This is a genomic window from Massilia aurea, from assembly GCF_014200505.1.
Classification (GTDB): Bacteria; Pseudomonadota; Gammaproteobacteria; order Burkholderiales; family Burkholderiaceae_D; genus Telluria; species Telluria aurea_B.
The window spans coordinates 479171-500709 of sequence record NZ_JACHBX010000004.1 but is presented as its reverse complement, the minus strand read 5'-3'; the positions used below and the strand labels follow the sequence as shown (position 1 = coordinate 500709).

The window sequence follows — 21539 nt, the reverse complement described above, 5'->3', positions numbered from 1 at the left end:
ATAAAGTTTTGTTACCTTCATCATCCTGCAGGCACAAATCCATGCCCCGCTAACTAATACTCCACGCACGCAATTGAACCAAGAAGTGTTTCAACAGTTGCAATAGTTAGCGTTTTATTATAGCACGCACCCTTTCTTTTTCCAGTCGTGAGCGCCTTGGCCCACGGGGAGAAAGCCCGTGTTCATCGGGGTGCCATCGCCGCGGTGGCTTCACGTTCCAGAAGGTCCAGCTGGGCAGTAATCTCGCGATAGCGAGTACTGACCTGATCTGGGGTCAAGCCGGCAGAAAACAACTGGTTCAATTCTTCTCGTAACGAATCCATCTTGATTTGGCGTACTGAACTGAGCAGGACGATGCGATCGCCATCGACCTCGTTTTCGGGTTCGGCGGCGATTTCGGCAATCATGCCATCATACTCGTTAGTGACCTCATGCAACTGTTGTGACAGTGCGGCAAACGTGCCGTGCTGACCAAGGGCCTGCGCCGTGTCGATCAGATGCCGCAGGCGATCCGCGCCCTCTTCGCCAAAATAGTCGAAGGCGCTCAGCGCGACCTCGTCGAGTTCGAGCGCCAGGTGCGGATGCGCGACCAGGATGCGCAGCATCTTGCGCTCCAGGCCCACTGGCTCAGGCCGGCCCTGGCGTGGCGGCGCGCGGCGCGCGGTGGCCACTGGTTTGGACAACTCGAACAGGCTTTCGATCTCCGCCGGTGTCGATTGCGTCATGCTGGCCAGGCCGCGCACGATCTGCAGGCGCAGACTCGACGGTGTCATCGATTGCAGCAGCGGCTTGGCGTCGAACTGCGATTTGGCGCGTCCTTCCGGCGTGTCGAGGTCGTGCTCCTGCGTCACTTCGCGCAGCAGGAATTGGGACAGCGGCATCGCATCGGCAATTTCTTGCTCGAAGGCTTCGGCGCCGCGCTCACGCACGAAGCTGTCCGGGTCGTGCTCTTGTGGCAGGAACAGAAACTTGATGGTCTTGTTGTCGCTCACTTGCGGCAGGCACGCTTCCAGGGCGCGGCGGGCAGCCTTGCGGCCGGCCTTGTCGCCGTCAAAGCTGAAGATCACGTCGTCGGTCTGGCGCAGCAGCTTTTGCACGTGGGTACTGGTGCAGGCGGTGCCAAGCGTGGCCACCGCTTGCGGGAAGCCCAATTGTGCCAGCGCGACGACGTCCATATAGCCTTCGGTCACCAGCACATAGCCGGCGTCGCGAATCGCCTGGCGCGCCTCGAACAGGCCGTACAGCTCCAGGCCTTTCTGGAACAGCGGCGTTTCGGGCGAGTTCAGGTACTTCGGTTCGCCGCTGTCGAGCACGCGTCCGCCAAAGCCGATGACCTGGCCCTTGGTGTTGCGGATCGGGAACATCACGCGCTCGCGGAAGCGGTCATAGCGTTTGTGGCGGTTGCCTTCTTCGTCGACCTTGTCAATCACCAGGCCCGACTCGACCAGCACATGCGCCTCGTACTCGGGGAACACGGCGCGCAGGCTGTCCCAGCCGGCCGGAGCGTAGCCCATGCCGAAGCGGGCGGCCACTTCGCCGGTCAGGCCACGGTTCTTCAGATACGCGATGGCGTCCGGTGCGTCGCGCAGCTGGGCGCGGTAAAACGCGCACGCCTGCGTCAGCGCATCGGTCAGCGCCAGCGACTGCGCCTGCTGGGCGGCGCGCTGGGCCGGCGGGATCTTGTCGTCGACGTCGGGCACGATCATGCCGACGTTCTGGGCCAGGTCTTTCACCGCATCGACGAAGCCCATGCCCGAGTATTCGATCAGGAAGCCGATCGACGTACCATGGGCGCCACAGCCGAAGCAGTGATAGAACTGTTTCGTTGGGCTGACGGTGAAGCTGGGGGACTTTTCGTTGTGAAATGGGCACAGGCCCATGAAGTTCGCCCCGCCCTTCTTGAGCTGGACGTAGCGGCCCACGATATCGACAATGTCGACCCGGTTGAGCAAATCGGTGATGAAAGTTTGCGGAATCACTTGAGCTTACACAGTGTTTGTCTAGGGCCAGACTATACCGCAGCGCCTGCTGCAAATTGATATGCAACAAGTTGTCGTCCCTGCCCGAGGGTGGGCAGGGACGACGCGTTGCAGGTGACGCTTATGGCGTTTATGCGCCAGCCAGGGCTTTCTTGACCAGGCCGGAGACCACGGTCATGTCGGCGCGGCCAGCCAGCTTTGGCTTGAGCACGCCCATCAGCTTGCCCATGTCCTGCGGGCCGGTCGCGCCGGTTTCGGCAACGGCAGCAGCGACTTCGGCGGCGATTTCTTCGTCCGACAGCCCAGCCGGCATGTAGGCCGACAGGATGACCATCTCGGCCTTCTCGATGTCGGCCAGGTCAGGACGGTTGCCGGCTTCAAACTGGCTGATCGAATCCTTGCGCTGCTTGATCATTTTTTCGATCACGGCCAGCACCTGGGTATCGTCCAGCTGGGTCTGCTCGTCGAGTTCCTTGCGCTTGACTTCGGAAATGATCAGGCGCACCGCTGCCAGGCGGCCGGTTTCCTTGGCGCGCATGGCGCTTTTCATGTCTTCGGTCAGTTGTTCTTTTAAGCTCATGGGATCTCCGTATTCAAAAGGGTGAAACGACAAAACCCGCTGCGGCGAAACCGAAGCGGGTTTGCGGACTTCAGCGACTCGCCGGGACTGGCAATGCCGTCACCGGGTCTTGGCCGTCTGAACTGTCTTAGTACAGTTTCTTCGGCAGTTGCTGGCTGCGGATGCGCTTGTAGTGACGCTTCACTGCTGCTGCCAGCTTGCGCTTGCGTTCTGCGGTCGGTTTTTCGTAGAACTCGCGTGCGCGCAGTTCCGTCAACAGACCGGTCTTTTCGATGGTGCGTTTGAAGCGACGCATGGCGACTTCGAACGGCTCGTTTTCTTTAAGGCGGATAGTGGTCATGTAAAAATCAAACCGTTGGATTTAGGGAAGAACGAAATTCTAGCATCGTTTGCAGTTCAGTGGAAGCTTTAATCACGAAGTGGTGTTTTCAAACGTCAACTATTTGCCACCGCCAGACCGGCTGCCACGCCCGATGCCCAGGCCCACTGGAAGTTGTAACCACCGAGCCAACCGGTCACGTCGACCGTCTCGCCGATGAAGTACAGGCCGGTCACGTTGTTGGCCATCATCGTCTGCTGCGACAGGCCCTTGGTGTCGACGCCGCCCAGCGTGACCTCGGCCTTGCGGTAGCCTTCCGAGCCGGTCGGGACGATGGCCCAGCGGTTGATGGCGTCACCCAGCGCGCGCAATTTCGCGTCGGCCATGTCGGCCAGGCGCGCGGTAGCGTCAAAGCCATTGGCCGCAAGCAAGCCTTCGGCCAGGCGCGCGGGCAGCCACTGTGTCAGCACATTGCCCAGCTGCTTTTTCTCGGTTTTCTTCAGGCCGATCAGCGTGTCGGCCACGTCCATTTCAGGCAAAAGATTCAGCACAATCGGCGTGCCTGGCTGCCAGTAGCTTGAAATCTGCAGGATTGCCGGACCCGACAGGCCGCGGTGCGTGAACAACAAGTCTTCACGGAAGTGGCCTCCCCGTGCGCCCTTGCCTTTGCTGCTGCCGGTGCTGACCTCGACCTCGAGCGCGATGCCCGCCAGCGGCACGAACGGCTCCCAGCTGGGGCCGTCGAACGTCAGCGGCACCAGGCCCGGACGGGTCTCGATCAGTTTCAGGTCGAATTGCGTGGCGATGCGATAGCCGAGATCGGTAGCGCCGATCTTCGGGATCGACAGGCCGCCCGTGGCGACCACGACACTACCCACCAGCAACTCGCCGGCGTCGGTGTCGATGGCAAAGCCACCATCGGTCTTGCGCACACCGGCCACCTTGCACGGCATGCGCCACTCGACACCGCCCAGGTCGCACTCGGCGCGCAGCATCGCGATGATCTGCTCGGCCGAATCGTTGCAGAACAATTGGCCGCGGTGCTTTTCGTGGTGGGCGATCCGGTACTTCTTGACGAGCGCCAGGAAATCCTGCGCCGTGTAGCGCGACAGCGCGCTGCGGCAGAAATGGGGATTGTTCGACAGGTAATGCTGCGGCCCGGCATTGACGTTGGTGAAGTTGCAACGTCCGCCGCCCGAGATGCGGATCTTTTCGGCCAGCTTGGCCGCGTGGTCGACCAGCACCACGCGCTTGCCGCCTTGCGCCGCCACGGCCGCGCACATCATCCCGGCCGCGCCCGCGCCGATTACCGCCACATCGAATTGATTTGCCATGCCTGCCACCACCTTTGCTCAACCCGCCATTGTAAGGCAGTGGCGGATTGGCGAACAGCGGCGCGGTGGGTCTTTACTCGACCACAGGCAGGCTGCGCGCGCGGATCTTGCGCGAGACTTCGACGCAGTACGCCACCTGCGTGGCAATCGATGGCGGCACCGGCACCTCGCCGCGCAGCGCGGCGCCGATCCAGGCAGCCGTGGTAGCCGCATCGCGGCCGTCGGGCACGATGGCCAGGTCGTCGGTGGGCGCGTCGCGCTCCACCAGCAGGGCGCGCTGGCCGGCGTGGAACCAGTCGATGCGCTGGGCGCGGTGCGGGTGGGCAACGGTTTCGCCCTCGGTGCCGCGCATCAGGAATGCGTCGCCCCGGGTTTCACTGTCGACGCCTTCGAAGTATTCGCCCAGCGTTACCAGATATTCAGGGTGCGTGTACGACACCAGGCGCAGCGCCGGGCCGTCGAAGGGCTGCAGGATCTTGACGATGGTGTGGGTCGAATTGCGCACGCCCAGCACGCGGCGCAGCGCGAGCATGCGCGCCAGTTCCGGGGCCAGATGCTCGATCGGCATGAACGCCACACGGCCATGGACGAATTCGTTGTGCACCTCGGCGCCGGTGGTCGCGTCGGTCACGCCCAGTTCGTGCAGGATTTCTGCCGTGGTGACGCGCCCCGGATCGTTGCTCACGCCATGCACCAGCACTGGCACGCCTTCGCGCGCCAGCAGCAGCGCCAGCAGTGGCGTCAGGTTGGCCAGCTTGCGCGAACCGTTGTAGGTGGGAATCGATACCGGCGCGAATTCGCCGCGCGGCGCAGGCAGCGGCGTGAACGCGGCGCTTGCTGCATCCATGAAGCCGGCCAGTTCATCCACCGACTCGCCCTTGATGCGCATGGCAAGCAAAATGGCGCCCAGTTCGAGGTCGGACACGCGGCCCTCGAGGATGGCCGCGTAGAGCCGGTGCGCGTCGTCGCGCGTCATGCTGCGCGCCCCTTTTACGCCGCGGCCGATTTCCTTGATGAAGGGGGCAGCGACAAAGCGTTCGATATCGGTAGTCATGACAAAAGGATACACGGGAACGTCGAACGAAGGCAGCACGCACGGGTGCAGAGCGCAGCGAGACGCCGCCCGACGCTGCCATTTGGGGCTGCGCATGTGCACATACAGCAATTTCCGCTTACACTGATCCATCCCCCAAAAGAAATATAGATCGCATCATGACCAGTACGCCACAAATCGAAAATACCAACGTCAGCTCGTTCGCCCGCATGCCAACGCCGGTCGAGCTGCATACCACCCTGCCGCTGAACGAACGCGCCTATGCCACCGTGATGCAGGGCCGCGAGACGCTGCGCAATATCCTCGACCGCAAGGACAAGCGCCTGTTCGTTGTCGTGGGTCCGTGCTCGATCCATGATCCCGAAGCTGGCCTGGACTATGCGCGCCGCCTCAAGGCGCTGCAGGACGAAGTGAGCGAGACGATGGTGCTGGTGATGCGCGTGTACTTTGAAAAGCCACGCACGACCACCGGCTGGAAGGGCTATATCAATGACCCGTTCATGGACGATTCGTTCCGCGTCGAGGTCGGCATGGAGCGGGCGCGCCAGTTCCTGCTGGATGTCTGCGAAATCGGCTTGCCGACCGCCACCGAGGCGCTCGATCCGATCTCGCCGCAATACCTGGGCGACCTGATCGCCTGGACCGCCATCGGCGCGCGCACGACCGAATCGCAGACGCACCGCGAAATGTCGTCGGGCCTGTCCACGCCCGTGGGCTTCAAGAACGGCACCGATGGCGACGTGAGCATTGCGATCAATGCGGTGCTGTCGTCGTCGAACCCGCATGCGTTCCTGGGCATCAATGGCCAGGGCTCCGTGTCGATCGTGCGCACTAGCGGCAATGCCTACGGCCACGTGGTGCTGCGCGGCGGCGGCGGCCGGCCGAACTATGATTCAGTCTCGGTGGCCATTGCCGAACAGGCGCTGACCAAGGCCAAGCTGCCGGCCAACCTGGTGGTCGACTGCTCGCACGCCAACAGCTACAAGAAGCCGGAGCTGCAACCGCTCGTCATGTCCGACGTCATCCAGCAAATCCGTCATGGCAACAAGTCGCTGGTCGGCGTGATGATCGAGTCGAACATCGTCAGCGGCAGCCAGTCGATTCCGAGCGACCTGTCGCAGCTGGTCTATGGCTGCTCGGTGACCGACGGCTGCATCGGCTGGGAAGAAACCGAAACCATGCTGCGCGAAGCGCACAAGGAATTGCTGCAGCGTCCGTAACAAACCGCGCAACATCCGCAGGGTGGGCGGCGGCGCCCTCCGCCCTGCGGTAGAATGCCCGGTTCCGCTTAATCTACCTGGCCTTCCCCATGATCGTTCTCGGCGTCGAATCCTCCTGCGATGAAACCGGCTTTGCTCTGTATGACACCGAGCGCGGCCTGCTGTCCCACGCCCTGCACTCGCAGGTCGCGATGCACGAAGAATATGGTGGCGTCGTGCCCGAACTCGCCTCGCGCGACCATATCCGGCGCGCCATTCCGCTGCTGGACGAGGTGCTCAAGCGCGCCAATCTGCCGGCGTCGAATATCGACGCCATCGCTTACACGCAAGGCCCTGGCCTGGCCGGCGCGCTGCTGGTCGGCTCGTCGGTGGCGTGCAGCCTGGCGCTCGCGCTCGACAAGCCGGTGCTGGGCGTGCATCACCTCGAAGGCCACCTGCTCTCGCCGCTGCTTGCCTCGGAACGCCCGGACTTCCCGTTCATCGCCCTGCTCGTCTCGGGCGGTCACACGCAGCTGATGCGCGTCGATGGCGTGGGCAGCTACACGCTGCTGGGCGAAACGCTGGACGATGCTGCCGGCGAAGCCTTTGACAAATCGGCCAAGCTGCTGGGCCTGGGGTATCCGGGTGGCCCGGCGATCTCGCAACTGGCCGAGCGTGGCGACCCCGCGGCCTACAAACTGCCGCGGCCGATGTTGCACAGCAAGGATTTCAACTTCAGCTTTTCGGGCCTGAAGACGGCGGTGCTTACGGTCGTCAAGAACCACGACATCAAGGTGATTGCGGATATTCCCGAACAGGACAAGGCCAATATCGCGCGCGGCTTTGTCGACGCGATTGTCGACGTGCTCACCGCCAAGTGCGTGAGCGCCATGAAGCACACAGGTTTGACCCGTCTGGTGATCGCCGGCGGCGTTGGCGCCAACAAGCAATTGCGCGCGTCGCTCAATGCAGCTGCGGCCAAACGCAAGTTCAAGGTCTATTATCCGGAGCTGGAATTTTGCACCGACAATGGCGCGATGATCGCGTTTGCCGGCGCGATGCGTCTTGAGCGCAACCCTGCGCTGGCACAGCGTGATTATGCATTCAATGTGCGTCCGCGCTGGCCGCTGGACGAGCTCGAAGCGGCCTGAACTCAGCGCCAAAACCAGCCTTAAGCTACGAGAAACAGCCTGCCGCCAACATTGAACTTGCCTGTCTGACACCGATCCTACGGTGTGACCGTTGCCATTAAAACGGTGGCAATATCCGTCGATCAAGTTTTACGGAGGTGAGCAATGCGCGTAGTCAGCTGGAATATTCATTGGGGTTGTGGCAAGGACGGTCGGATCCGCATTCACGCGATGATCGACGTGCTACGCCGCTTGAACCCCGATGTGATTTGCCTGCAAGAGGTGGCTGCCAATCACCCCGAGCTCGAAGGCAGCGCCAGCGCCAACCAGTTCAAGCAACTCGCCGGCGCCTTCGGCGGCTACCACGCGATGGAGCACGCGCCGAGCGAGATTTACCAGAACAATGTCCCGCGCCTGTTCGGCAACCTGATCCTGTCCAAATACCGCATCTCGCAAGTGCACCGGCACCTGCTGCCATGGCCGGCTGACCCTGACCATGCGGCGGGCATGCCGCGCGGCCTGCTCGAGACCGTCGTCGAAGCACCTGGCGGCAAGCTGCGGCTGCTCACGACGCATCTCGAATATTATTCGCCCGTCCAGCGCATGGCGCAGGTCAACCGCATCCGTGAACTGCATGCCGAGGCCAGCGCACGTGCACTGCTGTTCCAGCCCGATCCGAACCTGGACGCGCCGTACCAGCTGGGCTTTCGGCCCGGCTCGGCAATCCTGTGTGGTGATTTCAATTTCGCGCCCGATGCGCCGGATTACGCGGCACTGCTGGCCCCGCCGGATGGCAGCGCGCTGGCGCTGGTCGATGCCTGGCGCGTCGTGCACGGCGACATGGCGCGCGCGCCAACCACCGGGCTGCACGGCTATCCATGGCCCGAGCGGCCTGAATGCTACGATTATTTCTTTGTCACCGATGACCTGGCGCCGCGCCTGACCGCCCTGGACGTGCAGTCCGAGACGGCGGCGTCGGACCACCAGCCGGTGGTCCTCGATCTGACTTAAGCGACGGCGTCGGCCGGCGTTTCCAGGCCCGGAATCTCGCGCAGCGCGCGCTCGAAGACTTCAGGCAACTGACCGCCCGAAATCAGGTGTTTCTGGTTGATGATCACGGCCGGCACCGACTTGATGCCGGCGTTGAGGAAGAACTGCTCGCGCTCGCGCACTTCGTCCTTGTACTCGTCCGACGCCAGGATGCGCGCGGCCGTCTCACGCTCCAGGCCAACGCTCTCGGCCGCGCGCAGCAGCACGGCGTGGTTGCTCGGGTCTTCGCAGCGGGTGAAATATGCTTCGAGCAGCGCGACCTTGAGCTGGCGCTGCTTCCCTTCTTCTTCGGCCCACGACAGCAGGCGGTGCGCGTCGAAGGTGTTGTAGATGCGGCCGCGCCGCTCCATGTCGAACGTGAAGCCCACGGCGGCCCCGCGCTCGCGGATCATTTCGCGGCTGGATGCCTGCTGCTCGAGGCTGGCGCCATATTTTTCAGTGACGTGCTCGACGATGTCCTGGCCTTCCGGCGGCATGTTCGGGTTCAGTTCGAACGGCTGAAAATGCAGGTCGACACGCACGTCGTCGCCTAGTGTCAACAGTGCCTGTTCGAGCGATTTAAGACCGACCGCGCACCATGGGCACGAGACGTCCGACACGAAATCAATCCTGAGTTGCTTGGTCACGGCGTACCACCTTTCTGTCCGGCGCGGCACGAATGTGCCGCTATTGCCGACCATGGTAACGCCTCGGCAAAAAAGCCGCGCACGCTGCCCTGCTTTGCCTTATTTTGCCTTCCCTGCCCCGGCTGACTTGCTGCCAAGCTTGGATTCCTTGCCGGCGATCAGGTTGCCGATATTGCCGGTGTGACGCCACACGAGCAGCGCGCTCATGACGATCACGGCCACCAGAATCGCATCGACGCCGAACAGCATGCCGTAGTACAAGGGCGCGAAGACGGCAGCCACCAGGGATGCCAGCGACGAGTAGCGAAACGCATAGGCGATGATCATCCAGGTGGCCAGCGTTGCCAGCCCCAGCCATGGATTGATGCCGAGCAGCACGCCCAGTGCGGTAGCCACGCCCTTGCCGCCGACAAAGCGGAAGAACACGGGCCACAGGTGGCCGATGAACACGGCGATGGCCACCAGCGCGATGCCGGTATCGTCCAGCCCGTAATCGTAGCCATAGCGCATCGCCAGCCAGACGGCCAGCCAGCCCTTGGCCGCATCGCCGATCAGCGTGGCAATCGCGGCTTTCTTGCTGCCGCTGCGCAGCACATTCGTGGCGCCGGGGTTTTTCGAACCATACGTGCGCGGATCGGACAGGCCGAACGCGTGGCTCATCACGACCGCGAAGGAAATCGAACCGAGCAAATAGGCGGCAATGGTGGCAATCAGGGTGTTCATCGTGTCTCTTTCGTGGGCGCCGGTATCGGGCTCATTTTTCTACCGGAAATTGGTGCGTGAATATACACCATCGGATGCATGCGGCGAAGCTACTCGGCGATGGCGCAGATCACCGGCTGCGCCTGCAGCACATCAACCAGCACATGCGGATCGATGCCCACCAGATAGCCGCGGCGCCCGCCGTTAATGTAGATCTTGTCGAGCTGCAGGATGCTTTCTTCGACATACACCGGCATCGCCTTGCGGATGCCGAACGGCGATGTTCCACCAACCAGATACCCTGAATGGCGCTGGGCCACATCCGGCTTGCATGGTTCGACCGACTTGCAAGGGATGGCGCGGGCCAGATTCTTGGTCGACACCTTGCAATCGCCGTGCATCAGAACGATCAATGGCCTGGCTGCTTCATCCTGCATGACCAGGGTCTTGATCACGTCATGTTCCGGCACGCCCAGCGCGCTGGAGGAGACCGATGTACCGCCGTGCTCCTGGTACGCATACGGATGCTCTGTAAAGGCGACGCCATGCTTGCGCAGGAATTGGGTGGCGGGGGTCTCGGAGACGTGCTCTTTCTTGGCCATGCGTGTTACGCTAAAGACGAACAATAGGGGTTTCTATTATGCAGGAAGAACTTCGGTTTGCCACCTTCAATACTTTCAATCTGGCACCGCCCGGTGCACGCTTGTACGACAATCTGGCACCCACGACGGCCGACGAATACGAAGCCAAACTGGACTGGACGGCGCACCAGCTCGACCTGATCAATGCCGACGTAATCGGCTTTCAAGAAATTTTTTCGCAGAGCGTGCTGGCGGAAGTCCTGCAGCGCACGCGGCGCTACCGCGACGCGCACCATATCGGCTTCGATCCCGACCCGGGCGCCGTGCGCCTGACGCCCAGCGTGGCCCTGGTTTCGCGCCTGCCGCTGGCCGAACCGGGCACTGAACTGGGCAAGTTTCCGGCCAATGTCACGATGCCACCCGGCAGCCGCGACCCCGACCGCTTCACGCGCGCGCCGCTGCATGCGGGCGTGATTGCGCCGTCGGGTGTGGTGATCGACGTGATCGTCGTGCATTTAAAATCGCGCCGCCCCGATTACCGCTCGAGCGACAGCGGGGCCGACCCGCACCTGTACGCGCTGGCTTGCCTGCGCTCGCTCATCCGGCGCGGCACCGAGGCCACCGCGCTGCGCGTGCTGCTCACGGACATGGCGCACACGCACCGCCGCCCGCGCATCGTGCTGGGCGACTTCAATGACGTGGCCGATTCGGTGACGACCGAGATCGTGCTGGGGGCGGGCACGCCGCTGGCCGAGCGCCTGTACGACGCGAGCCAGGTGCAGCGCCGGCTCGATCATCAGCGCCATGTGGGGTTTTCGATCCTGCACGACACGCGCCACTCGACGATCGACCATATCCTGGTGTCGCCCGAATTCAATCCGGCGCTGCCCGAAGCGATCGGCGAAGTCATCGATGTGGTGTACTTGAACGATCACCTGAACCTGGCGTTGCCCGAGTCGTCGGACCACGGGCAGGTGCTGGCCAGGATCCGGCTGTTCGACTAGGGCCGCCGCACCAAGGTCGCCGCATCACGGCCTCCGCATCACTGCCTCCGCATTAGGGCCTCATATACCAGGCCCGGTGCGGGCTCAGGTTCGGCCGTGTGCTGGCCGCGCTGGCATAAAACCCCTGGTAGTCGTCGCACCCATGCCGGCGCAGAAAGTCGAGCTGCTCGGCCGTTTCTACGCCCTCCCCCACGACCCGCAGCTGCAGGCTGCGCGCCACCGCGATGATGGCCGGCACCATCGCGGCATCCACCGGATCGTGCCCGACGTCGCCCACGTAACTGCGGTCGATCTTGACCGTGGTGAGCGGAAAGCGCCGCAATGCCTCCAGGCTCGACAGGCCGGTGCCGAAGCGGTCGATACTCAGCCGCACCCCGCGGGCACGCAGCGCCAGCGCCGTATCGGCAAACGCGGGCTCGCCCCGGATCAGCGCGTCTTCTGCGATCTCGAGTTCGAGCGCGTCCGGCGGCAGGCCGGCGCCCTCCAATGCGGCATCGATTGCTGGCAGCAAGCCGTCGTGTTCCAGCTGGGCGTCCGACAGGTTGACCGCCACCGCGACGGCGGCCCCGGCATGGCGCCACGCACGCGCCCGCTGGCATGCTGCGCGCAACACCCACTCGCCGATCGGGATGATCAGCCCGGAATCCTCGGCCACCGGCAGGAATTCGTGCGGCAACAACAGCCCGCGTTGCGGATGACGCCAGCGCAGCAACGCTTCGACCGATGTCACGCGCCCGGTCGCCACTTCGATCGCGGGCTGGTATTGCAGCATGAATTCCTTGCCGTCGAGCGCCTGGCGCAGGCGGTTTTCAAGCTCGACGCGCTCGATCACGTGGGCGTTCATGGCGGGGCTGAAAAACTGGAAGCTGCCGCGCCCGTTCTGCTTGGCGTGGTACATCGCGACATCGGCGTGGTGCAGCAGGGTATCGACCTCGGCGCCATCGTCGGGGCACAGCGCGATGCCGATCGAGGCCGACAACGTCACTTCCTGGCCGCCGATGTCGATCGGCAGCGCCACGGCCTGGGTCACGGCGAGGGCCACGTGGGCAGCCTGGTCGGCGCCCTTGATATCGGCCAGCAGCACGACGAACTCGTCGCCACCGAGCCGGCTGATGGTGTCGACCTGGCGCACACAGGCACGTACGCGCAGCGCCACTTCGCGCAGCACGATGTCGCCGGCCTGGTGGCCGTGGGTGTCGTTGACAGCCTTGAACTTGTCGAGGTCGAGGAACATGACGGCGGAGCTGCTGCCGTGGCGGCGCCAGGTGGCCAGCGCCTGGTGCAGGCGGTCCAGGAACAGGATGCGGTTGGGCAGGCCCGTGAGGGCGTCGTGCTCGGCCTGGTGGCGCACCTGCTCTTCGATGCGCTTGCGCTCGCTGATATCGGACAGCATCGCCATATAGCTCGATACGTCGCCATGGGCATCGCGAATGGCCGTCAGCGTGACGCGCACCGGATAGCGCTGGCCGTTGCTGCGCGCGCTGGCCAGTTCGCCTTCCCAGTGGTCGGCCCCCTCAAGCCCGGTCCAGATGCGCTGATAGAAGTCGTCGTCGACGCCCCAGCCGAGGCTGGCCAGCGGCTGGCCGATGATCTGCTCGGGGGCATGCCCGGTGATGGCGGTAAAGGCGCCATTGACGGCGCGCACGCGGTACTCGGCATCCATCATGATGATGGCGTCGCGCGCATTCTGGAACACTTGCGCAGCCTGCTCGAGATTGGTCTCGGCCTCCTTGCGCGCCGTGATGTCGATTTCCATGCAGAACACTTCGTGCATCACGTCGTCGTGCTTGACGGGATAGTGGCATGAATAGACCCAATGGCGCCGGCCCGTCATCGATTGCACGAGCCAGTCGCTTGCCTGCGGCGCCTGGCCGGTGCGCCAGATGGTGGCGATGACGTCTTCGAATTCGCTCTGGCGATCGAGATGGAATACCAGGTCGCGAAACGCGCGGCCGACGGCGTCGCCCGACGGGATGCCGTAGAGCTCTTCGCTGGCGTGGTTCCAGAAGCGGATGATGCCAGCGCGGTCCATCGAGTGCACGGCAACGGCCGGCGCCAGCTCGAGGGCCGTGACGAAATGGTAGAGCCAGTCGAAGGCTTGTACGCCGCCCCCGGATGGGTCAGCCGCCGGACGACCCGGGGAATCTGGCAGTAGCTTGCTCACGGCAGCGCCTTTCGCTTGGGCAGCGACAGCAATCAGAAAGACAAGCCTGTCAGTGGCATGCTGGAGACACGCTTTGTGTGCGAAGCGGCACATGGCGCGCTGGCAAAGAATCGGGGAGGTAAGAAGGCAATTGCACCCCGCCATCAACTCGGGCAGCCAGCTGGCCGCTTGTCGCATTCAGATGGCTCAGACCGCAATTGCCGCGGTTAGTTCAATGATGGGTTCAGGCCGGGCTGGCAGGCACGGCTGCCGGGGCAACGGCGTCGCTGTCCGTATTGCTGTCGGTATCGTTGTCGCTGGCGCTGTCAGCGTCTTGCACGATGGCGTTGCCATCGGCATCGACATCATTCTTTGGTTCGAGCTTGCGCTTGGCCTTGTCGTCGGCCTTGCGCTTCTTGTCGAGTTCCCGTTGCCGTTTTTCGTATTGAAAATTATTCCGTGCCATAGTCACCTCGATATGATGGAGCGGTAGGGCTACCGTCCTGACCGGCCATTATGGACTACCGCGCCGATCCCGGCTTGCCTTAACGCTAACCGCGGGGATGGTGCTCGGTGTGCAGGCGCTTGAGGCGCTCGCGCGCCACGTGGGTATAGATCTGCGTGGTCGAGATATCGGCATGGCCCAGCAGCAGTTGCACCACGCGCAGGTCGGCACCATGGTTGAGCAGGTGCGTGGCGAACGCGTGGCGCAGCGTGTGCGGCGACAGCGGCCCCGTGATGCCGGCTTTCTTTGCGTGCTTCTTGATCAGGATCCAGAACATCTGGCGCGTCATCGGGCCACCCCGGCTTGTGACGAACAGGGCGTCGTCCATCTGGCCATTGAGGATGATGCCGCGCGCATCCTTCAGGTAGCGCTCGATCCAGCGGCGCGCCTCTTCGCCGAACGGCACCAGGCGCGTCTTGCTGCCCTTGCCCGTCACGCGTAGCACACCATCGTTGAGGCTGACTTCGACCAGCTTCAGGGCCACCAGTTCCGACACCCGCAAGCCGCTGGCATACATCAGTTCGAGCATCGTGCGTTCGCGCAGGCCCAGCGGCGTGGCCACATCCGGCGCAGCGAGCAGCGCCTCGACCTGGCTTTCGTTCACCGTGTGCACGAACCGGGTCGGCTGGCGCGCCGACGCCATCTTCAGGCACGGGTCGACGTCGATCCGGTTGCGGCGCAGCGCCAGCCCATAGAAGCGCTTGAGCACCGACAGCCGGCGGTTGGCCGTGCTCGGGCGCGAGTCGGGATGGCGGTCGGCAAAATAGGCAGACAGGTCGTCCGCGCCGACCGCCAGCAAGCCACGGTCGGGCTGGCGCGCGTGCAGCCAGGTGGCGAACAGGCGCATGTCGCGCCGGTAAGCGTCGAGCGAGTTCTTGGCCAGGCCCTGTTCCAGCCAGAGCGTGTCGCAGAACTCGTCGATCAGGGCCAGATCGACTGCTGTTGCCATGGGCTTGCGGTGGCGCCTTCATGGCGCAGCAACCAGCGTTTGACGGACAAATGGAAGCCGTTTTCGTCATCCTGGTTGGCAAAGCCGCCCAGGCCGCCGGTGGCGGTGACGCGATGGCACGGGATCACGAGCGGGAACCGGTTGGCACCGCAGGCCTGGCCGACGGCGCGCGGGGCCGAGCCGATCATGCGCGCCACGTGCCCGTAGGTGTGCACGGCGCCGCGCGGGATCGCGTGGATGTGCTGCCAGACCTTGCGCTGGAATTCGGTGCCGACCTCCAGAAGCGGCAGGTCGAACATAACATCGGGATCCTGCAGGTAGCGCGCGACCTGCTGCGCTGCCTGCCCGGCAAGCGCGCTGTCGGCGCTTTTTTCGGCGAACGATGGCGGCAGGTAGACCAGCTCGCATACCTTGTCGTCGGCCGTACGGATGCCCAGTGCGCCAAAGGGCGCCGGTACGATGGCGTTGAACAACAGGGAGGCGCGATCTGGCTTCATGGCGACGGTTGGCAGTGCGCGGCAACGGGACCATCCCGCTGGCAGGCACTCCGGCATCTTACCCGCCGCAGCGCGTGCGCGGCCAGTCGTTTGGCATCAGGAAATAAAAAAACAGGCAAAAAAAAGCGCACCATCAGGTGCGCTCCAATTCGGGTCACGTTCCCGGTCGTTTGGCAGTGCCAACGACTTCTGTAAAACGTGGTGTCTCCTCGAATATTCTCCGGTACGAGTACCGTTCTTATAGCAATGCTCCCCCAAAACCTGTACTGCCTGCTGCTGGCCCTGCACCGCACCACTTCAGTGCGTATGAGCGCCATGATAACGCAAATGCTTATAGAAAATGTATCTTTTAGGTCACAAAATCAGAAAATTGTTTTACTTATAAACAAAATGCCTTGGTGACCAGACACTCGCGCTCATCGTGCAACTTCGCGCAGGATGGCATGTACCGTCTCCTTGCCGATCCTGTTTTCCATCTGGCCGTACACGGGCTGCAATGCGCGGCGCCATTCGGCCTGCTGCGCCGGATTGAGTGTATGGATCACCGTGGTGCCGGCCTTGCGAATCTTTTCCATCGACTCATCATTGGCGCGCTGGGCAATCTGCTTTTCGTACACGGTCGCTTCGCGCATCGCGCGCGCCAGAATCGTGCGGGTCGCTGCCGGCAAGCCATCCCAGAATTTCTTGTTGACGATCACGGCGTAACCCAGATAGCCGTGGTTCGACACGGTCAGGTGTTTCTGCGTTTCGTGCATGCGCTGCGTGTACATGTTCGACGGCGTGTTTTCGGTGCCTTCCACCACGCCATCACGCAGCGCCGGCGCGGCTTCGGAAAACGCCAGCACCATCGGCTGCGCGCCCAGCGCCCGCATCTGCGCATCGAGCACCATGGAGGCCTGGATACGCATGCGCACACCGTCGAAATCCTTCAGCGCAACCAGCGGCTGATTGGCCGACATGACCTTGAAACCGTTGTCCCAGAAGGCCAGACCGGTGATGCCCTTCGGTTCGAGCTTGCGCAGCAGCTCGCGCCCGATGCGCCCTTCGGTCACCTTGTACAGCGCCGCCTTGTCCGGAAAAATATACGGCAGGTCGAACGCTTCGAATTCGCGCACGCCCAGCGGCGAAAACTTGGCCAGCGACGGCGCCAGCATCTGCACGGCGCCCAGTTGCAGCGCTTCGAGTTCTTCGCGGTCCTTGTACAGCTGGCTGTTCGGATAGACTTCCACCCTGACCTGGCCGCGCGTCATTTGCTCGGCCAGCGCCTTGAATCGCTCGGCGGCGCGGCCCTTGGGCGTATCCGGCGCCACCACGTGACTGAACTTGATCACGATCGGCCCCTGTGCCCAGGCATTCATACTGGCGGCTGCGGCCAACGCGGCGCACAGCGCACGGATGGCCAGGGAATTGAGTTGCATGACGGTTCGATTCTTCCTGATGAAACGTTACACTGGCACATGCCGCATTGCCCGCCATCGCGGCGATGCCGCGATGCGCCCGACAGTGTAACCAAAACAGGACCTTGCATGAAATTTCCATTCATCCAGCCCGGGGCGACAGACGACCTGGACGCCGAGCCCGAGCCGCGCGCGCGCTCGCGCGGCTGGCGTTTCCTGCGCTGGATGGTGCCAATCCTGCTGGTGCTGCTGTTTTTGGCCGTGCTGATCTGGCTGCCATGGCAGGCGCGCCAGATGGAAAGCAACGATCGGCAAGAGCAATTGATTGCCGATACGCTGTGGGTCGAGCAGACGCTGCGCTTCGAACTGGCGCGCAGCGAAGAAGCACTGGCCGCCCTCGGCGCCGACCTCGTCGTCGCGCCGCTGCCGCCGGCCAAGCTGACGGCGCGCTTCCGCCAGATGTTTACCAATGGCCCCGAACTGGTGCGCGTCGTCTGGAGCGATGCCGACGGCGTCCAGCAAGCCATCCACGGCAGCGACCTGCCTGCCACCGGGCTGCCCGCGGCCACCGTGCTGGCCGGTGAAATGGCGCGCTCGATCCGGCGCGGCCGCTACAGCGTGCCGTATGGTGCCACGGCGTCGACCCACGGCGTGATCGATTACTACCTGCCGCTGTTTCGTGGCGGCCAGTTCGCCGGCAGCCTGGTGGCGACCTACAGCCTGCAAGTGCTGCTGGATGAAACGGTGCCGTGGTGGTTCGCGCAGGACAATGCGCTGACGCTGCTTGACCGTAATGAATTGCCGGTGGCGCGCCGCGCATCGGGCGGCCCAGGCCGCAACGTCTACACGCACCAGCGCGAGCTCGACCTGCCCGGCGCCCAACTGGTGCTGTCGACCAACAGCGTCAAGCGCGCGCCGCAACTGCTGCCCAATCTGCTGGTCGGCTCGGTGATCGTGCTGGCGCTTGGCCTCTTGATGAGCCTGGCGGCGCTGTGGCGCCACATCTCGCGCACGCTGGCGGCCGAGGCCGCGCTGCGCCAGCAGATGGCGTTTCGCACGGCAATGGAAAACTCGCTGATCACGGGCTTGCGCGCGCGCGACCTCGAAGGCCGCGTGACGTACGTGAACCGCGCCTTCTGCCAGATCGTCGGCCTGTCGCAGGAAGAATTGATCGGCAAGAAGCCGCCGATGGCGTACTGGGCGCCGGAAGCGATGGCCGAATACGAAGACCGCTTCCAGGGCATCCTGTCGGGCAAGGTCACGCCGCAGTTCGAGACCGTGTTCCAGCGGCCTGACGAAGTGCGGGTGCCGGTGCTGGTGTTCGAGTCGCCGCTGGTCGACGTCGACGGGCGCCATACCGGCTGGATGAGCTCGGTGCTCGACATCACGGACCGCAAGCGCGTCGAAGAACTCAACCGCCAGCAGGAAGAAAAGCTGCAGGCCAGCGCGCGCCTGGCCACGATGGGCGAGCTGTCGTCGATGCTGGCGCACGAGCTGAACCAGCCGCTGGCCGCGATCTCAAGCTATACCGTTGGCGCGCTGAACATGCTCGACCGCGCCGCCGGCGCCGGCCAGGAAGTCAAACCCGGCATGCTGCGCCACGCGCTCGAACAGGCGCGCCAGCAGGCCCAGCGCGCCGGGCACATCATCCGCAGCGTGCACGAGTTCGTCAAAAAACGCGAACCGCTGCGCCAGGAACTGACGATCCGCAGCGTGATTGCAAGCGTGCACGCGCTGATCGAATTGCAGGCACGCCAGGCCGGCGTCGTGCTGCGCGTGCACTTGCCGCCGGGCTTGCCGCCGGTGCTGGCCGACCGTGTCCTGCTCGAGCAGGTGCTGCTGAACCTCACGCGCAACGGCATCCAGGCCATGCAGGACACCGTGCCTGACCAGCGCGTGCTGCGCATCGAGGCAGCGCACATTGACGACCAGGTGGCCGTCTCGGTGATCGACCGCGGCCATGGCATTTCGGCCGAAGTGGCCGAGCGGCTGTATTCGCCGTTCTATTCGACCAAGGCCGAGGGCATGGGCATGGGGCTGTCGATCTGCCGCACGGCGATCGAGTTCCATGGCGGCACGCTGAGCCACGCGCCGTACCCGCCCGGAGGCACCGTGTTCACGTTTTCGCTGCCGGCGCAGGCGGCAAGTCGGGCGGTCGGCTAGAATCGCGTGCGGCGCCCTGCCCGACTATTACGGAGACCCCCATGCTGCACATCGTCGACGACGAAGAAGTCATACGCGATTCGCTCGCCTGGCTGGCGCAATCGCGCGGCCTCAACGCGCGCAGCTATCCCGGCGGCCAGGAATTTCTCGACGTCATCAAGGATCTCGACGTCAGCGGCGACTGCGTCCTGCTCGACGTGCGCATGCCCGGCATGAACGGCATTGCCGTGTTCGACCAGTTGATCGGCCGCGGCCTGTTGCCGCGCCTGCCGGTGATTTTTCTGACCGGCCACGGCGAAGTGCCGATGGCGGTCGATTCCCTGAAGCGCGGCGCTTTTGATTTCTTCGAGAAACCGTTCAACGACAATGTCTTGATGGACCGCGTGGAAGAAGCGCTGGCCGCCTCGCGCAAGGCAGCCACGTCCGCTGCAGTGCAGGCGCGGCTGGCGACGCTGTCCACGCGCGAACGCGAGGTGCTCGACCTGATCCTGGCCGGCATGATGAACAAGGTCGTGGCCGACAAGCTCGGCATCAGCATGCGCACGGTCGAGGTGCACCGGGCCCATATCTTCGACAAGATGCAGGTCAAGACGGCGGTCGAACTGGCCGGCCTGCTCAAGTAACTACCGGCGGCGCGCTCGCGCTGCCTTCACATTGTCTTCATTTCCTGCGCGTAAAGGGTCTGAAGGGTGCGCAACAGCCTTGTAAAATAATGTCTGAACGCGCCGCGGCCAGGGCGCCGCGATGCACAGGCTTTTTCAGGAAACGCGCATGAACGAAAAGACAGTTGCAGACAAGATGTTTTTACGCACGGCGACATCAATGCTCGTGCTCAATGGCCAAGCCAATCCAACCGTGACGGCGCAGCTGCCGGCCGACATCGTCAAACAAGGGGACGGGCCGTTCGACGTCATCCTGATGTTTTGCCTGGGTCAGAACGACCTCGCGCATTACCTGCCGCTCGCCAAACAACAGCTGAGTGACACCGGCTCGCTCTGGATCGCGTACCTCAAGCAGACCGCGTCCAAGGCAACCGACATCAACCGTGATTCGATCAATGCCTATGCCAAGGAGCATGGCATCACCGGCGTGGCCATGATTTCCATCGATGGTGACTGGTCGGCGCTGCGCCTGAAACGCATCGCAGTCTAAGTGGCCGAATGGCGGTTAGGCACCGTGGCGCGCCAGCGCCCACGCCACATGCTCACGCACCAGCTCGGATGGATGCTCGGCCCGCGCTTGCAGCGCCGCCACGATGGCCGCATCGCCAGGCAGCTGTTCGGCCGCATTGCCCAGCCCCACCGCCAGATTGCGCAACCAGCGCTCGTGCCCGATGCGGCGGATCGGACTGCCTTCCATGCGCCGGTTGAATTCCGCTTCTTCCCATGCGAACAGGCCGATCAGGTCGCCCTCGCCCAGGCCGTTGCGCTCATCGAAATCGGGCACCTGTGCACGCTGCGCGAACTTGTTCCACGGGCACGCGACCTGGCAATCGTCGCAGCCGTAGATGCGGTTGCCGATCAGCGGGCGCAGCTCTTCGGGGATGCTGCTTTTCAGCTCGATCGTCAGGTACGAGATGCAGCGCCGCGCGTCGAGCTTGCCCGGGCCCAGGATCGCGCCGGTCGGGCACATGTCGATGCAGGCCGTGCAGCCGCCGCAATGTTTGCCGGTGGGCGGGTCGACCGGCAGCGGCAGGTCGATCAGGATTTCGCCGATGAAGAAGGTCGAGCCGGCCGCGCGCGACAGCAGCAGCGTGTGCTTGCCGCGCCAGCCCAGGCCCGCTTTTTCGGCCAGCGGCAATTCCATCACGGGCGCCGAATCGGTGAACACGCGAAAGCCGAACGGCCCAATTTCTTGCTGGATTTTCTCGGCCAGTGCTTGCAGCCGGTTGCGCAGCACCTTGTGGTAGTCGCGGCCCCGCGCATACACCGACACGACGGCCGCGTTCGGGTCAGCCTGGCGCTGGCGTTCCCCGGCCCGCCAGTCGCCCTGGCGTTCGGTCGGCAGATAGTCCATCCGCACCACGATCGCGCGCACGGTCCCGGGCACGAGTTCGGCCGGCCGCGCACGCTTCATGCCGTGGGTTGCCATATAATCCATCTCGCCGTGGTAGCCCGCATCCAGCCAGGCTTGCAGGCCTGCTTCGAGGTGCCCCAGGTCGACATCGGCAATGCGCACGTCGGCAAAGCCCAGCCCCGCGCCCCATCCCTTGATGGCGCGCGCTAGCTGGGGCAGATCGACGGATGAGGTTGGGGAATCGGCCATACCGGGGTGGGAACACCACAAGAAAAGAATGCAGCAGAATGCAGTACAACACGCTATTTTAT

At 63.7% G+C, this 21539-nt stretch carries 21 protein-coding genes; 7 read left to right on the top strand and 14 right to left on the bottom strand.

Annotated elements, in window-relative coordinates:
• Nucleotides 1–182: 182 nt before the first annotated feature.
• The 5 genes from dnaG to ybiB form a co-directional block, all read right to left on the bottom strand.
• Nucleotides 183–1979, bottom strand: a complete 1797-nt coding sequence (gene dnaG / locus HD842_RS19360; RefSeq protein ID WP_183556375.1) for a DNA primase — start codon at nt 1977–1979, stop codon at nt 183–185.
• A 130-nt stretch (nt 1980–2109) separates the two neighbouring features.
• Complete coding sequence (locus HD842_RS19355; RefSeq protein ID WP_183556374.1) at nt 2110–2559, bottom strand: GatB/YqeY domain-containing protein; 450 nt, start codon at nt 2557–2559, stop codon at nt 2110–2112.
• Between the two features lie 127 nt (nt 2560–2686).
• A complete protein-coding gene (gene rpsU / locus HD842_RS19350; protein WP_005665410.1) occupies nt 2687–2899 on the bottom strand; it encodes a 30S ribosomal protein S21 in 213 nt (70 codons plus the stop codon).
• A 95-nt stretch (nt 2900–2994) separates the two neighbouring features.
• Entirely contained in the window at nt 2995–4212 is a 1218-nt protein-coding gene (locus HD842_RS19345) for an NAD(P)/FAD-dependent oxidoreductase (RefSeq protein WP_183556373.1), read from the bottom strand.
• 73 nt (nt 4213–4285) lie between these two features.
• Nucleotides 4286–5266 carry a DNA-binding protein YbiB gene (gene ybiB / locus HD842_RS19340; protein WP_183556372.1) on the bottom strand — a complete coding sequence of 327 codons (981 nt, stop codon included), beginning with the start codon at nt 5264–5266 and terminating at the stop codon, nt 4286–4288.
• A 158-nt stretch (nt 5267–5424) separates the two neighbouring features.
• On the opposite strand from ybiB, the gene HD842_RS19335 reads away from it, so the two are divergent.
• From HD842_RS19335 to HD842_RS19325, 3 genes are all read left to right on the top strand, one after another.
• A complete protein-coding gene (locus HD842_RS19335; RefSeq protein WP_183556371.1) occupies nt 5425–6486 on the top strand; it encodes a 3-deoxy-7-phosphoheptulonate synthase in 1062 nt (353 codons plus the stop codon).
• Between the two features lie 89 nt (nt 6487–6575).
• On the top strand, nt 6576–7616 hold the full coding sequence (gene tsaD / locus HD842_RS19330) for a tRNA (adenosine(37)-N6)-threonylcarbamoyltransferase complex transferase subunit TsaD (RefSeq protein ID WP_183556370.1): 1041 nt from the start codon (nt 6576–6578) through the stop codon (nt 7614–7616).
• A gap of 144 nt (nt 7617–7760) precedes the next feature.
• Entirely contained in the window at nt 7761–8606 is an 846-nt protein-coding gene (locus HD842_RS19325) for an endonuclease/exonuclease/phosphatase family protein (RefSeq protein ID WP_183556369.1), read from the top strand.
• Here HD842_RS19325 and HD842_RS19320 read toward each other — a convergent pair.
• The 3 genes from HD842_RS19320 to ybaK form a co-directional block, all read right to left on the bottom strand.
• Nucleotides 8603–9271, bottom strand: coding sequence for a DsbA family oxidoreductase (locus HD842_RS19320; protein ID WP_183556368.1), 669 nt, complete (start codon nt 9269–9271; stop codon nt 8603–8605). The genes HD842_RS19325 and HD842_RS19320 overlap by 4 nt on opposite strands.
• 99 nt (nt 9272–9370) lie before the next feature.
• Complete coding sequence (gene plsY / locus HD842_RS19315) at nt 9371–9994, bottom strand: glycerol-3-phosphate 1-O-acyltransferase PlsY (protein WP_183556367.1); 624 nt, start codon at nt 9992–9994, stop codon at nt 9371–9373.
• A gap of 89 nt (nt 9995–10083) precedes the next feature.
• Complete coding sequence (ybaK, locus tag HD842_RS19310; protein WP_183556366.1) at nt 10084–10575, bottom strand: Cys-tRNA(Pro) deacylase; 492 nt, start codon at nt 10573–10575, stop codon at nt 10084–10086.
• A gap of 38 nt (nt 10576–10613) precedes the next feature.
• Between ybaK and HD842_RS19305 the strand changes: the two genes are divergently transcribed.
• A complete protein-coding gene (locus HD842_RS19305) occupies nt 10614–11558 on the top strand; it encodes an endonuclease/exonuclease/phosphatase family protein (RefSeq protein ID WP_183556365.1) in 945 nt (314 codons plus the stop codon).
• A gap of 52 nt (nt 11559–11610) precedes the next feature.
• Here the strand turns inward: HD842_RS19305 and HD842_RS19300 are convergent, their stop codons facing one another.
• From HD842_RS19300 to HD842_RS19280, 5 genes are all read right to left on the bottom strand, one after another.
• Entirely contained in the window at nt 11611–13722 is a 2112-nt protein-coding gene (locus HD842_RS19300; RefSeq protein ID WP_370660858.1) for a putative bifunctional diguanylate cyclase/phosphodiesterase, read from the bottom strand.
• 223 nt (nt 13723–13945) lie between these two features.
• The gene (locus tag HD842_RS19295; RefSeq protein ID WP_183556588.1) at nt 13946–14167 is read right to left on the bottom strand and encodes a hypothetical protein; all 222 of its coding nucleotides are present in this window, start codon (nt 14165–14167) and stop codon (nt 13946–13948) included.
• Nucleotides 14168–14252: 85 nt separating this feature from the next.
• Nucleotides 14253–15155 (bottom strand): site-specific tyrosine recombinase XerD, encoded by a 903-nt coding sequence (gene xerD, locus HD842_RS19290; protein ID WP_183556363.1) that lies wholly within the window; start codon nt 15153–15155, stop codon nt 14253–14255.
• On the bottom strand, nt 15128–15652 hold the full coding sequence (locus HD842_RS19285) for a methylated-DNA--[protein]-cysteine S-methyltransferase (protein ID WP_183556362.1): 525 nt from the start codon (nt 15650–15652) through the stop codon (nt 15128–15130). The genes xerD and HD842_RS19285 overlap by 28 nt, the downstream gene beginning before the upstream one ends.
• Before the next feature lie 416 nt (nt 15653–16068).
• Entirely contained in the window at nt 16069–17070 is a 1002-nt protein-coding gene (locus tag HD842_RS19280) for a TRAP transporter substrate-binding protein (RefSeq protein WP_183556361.1), read from the bottom strand.
• 108 nt (nt 17071–17178) lie between these two features.
• On the opposite strand from HD842_RS19280, the gene HD842_RS19275 reads away from it, so the two are divergent.
• The 3 genes from HD842_RS19275 (at nt 17179) to HD842_RS19265 (ending at nt 20364) form a co-directional block, all read left to right on the top strand.
• Complete coding sequence (locus HD842_RS19275) at nt 17179–19212, top strand: two-component system sensor histidine kinase NtrB (protein ID WP_370660857.1); 2034 nt, start codon at nt 17179–17181, stop codon at nt 19210–19212.
• Between the two features lie 41 nt (nt 19213–19253).
• Nucleotides 19254–19835: a response regulator transcription factor gene (locus tag HD842_RS19270; protein ID WP_183556360.1), complete on the top strand. Its 582-nt coding sequence runs from the start codon at nt 19254–19256 to the stop codon at nt 19833–19835.
• A gap of 148 nt (nt 19836–19983) precedes the next feature.
• Entirely contained in the window at nt 19984–20364 is a 381-nt protein-coding gene (locus tag HD842_RS19265; RefSeq protein ID WP_183556359.1) for a DUF3052 family protein, read from the top strand.
• 15 nt (nt 20365–20379) lie between these two features.
• Here HD842_RS19265 and queG read toward each other — a convergent pair whose 3' ends face one another.
• Complete coding sequence (queG, locus tag HD842_RS19260) at nt 20380–21477, bottom strand: tRNA epoxyqueuosine(34) reductase QueG (protein WP_183556358.1); 1098 nt, start codon at nt 21475–21477, stop codon at nt 20380–20382.
• Nucleotides 21478–21539 lie beyond the last annotated feature (62 nt).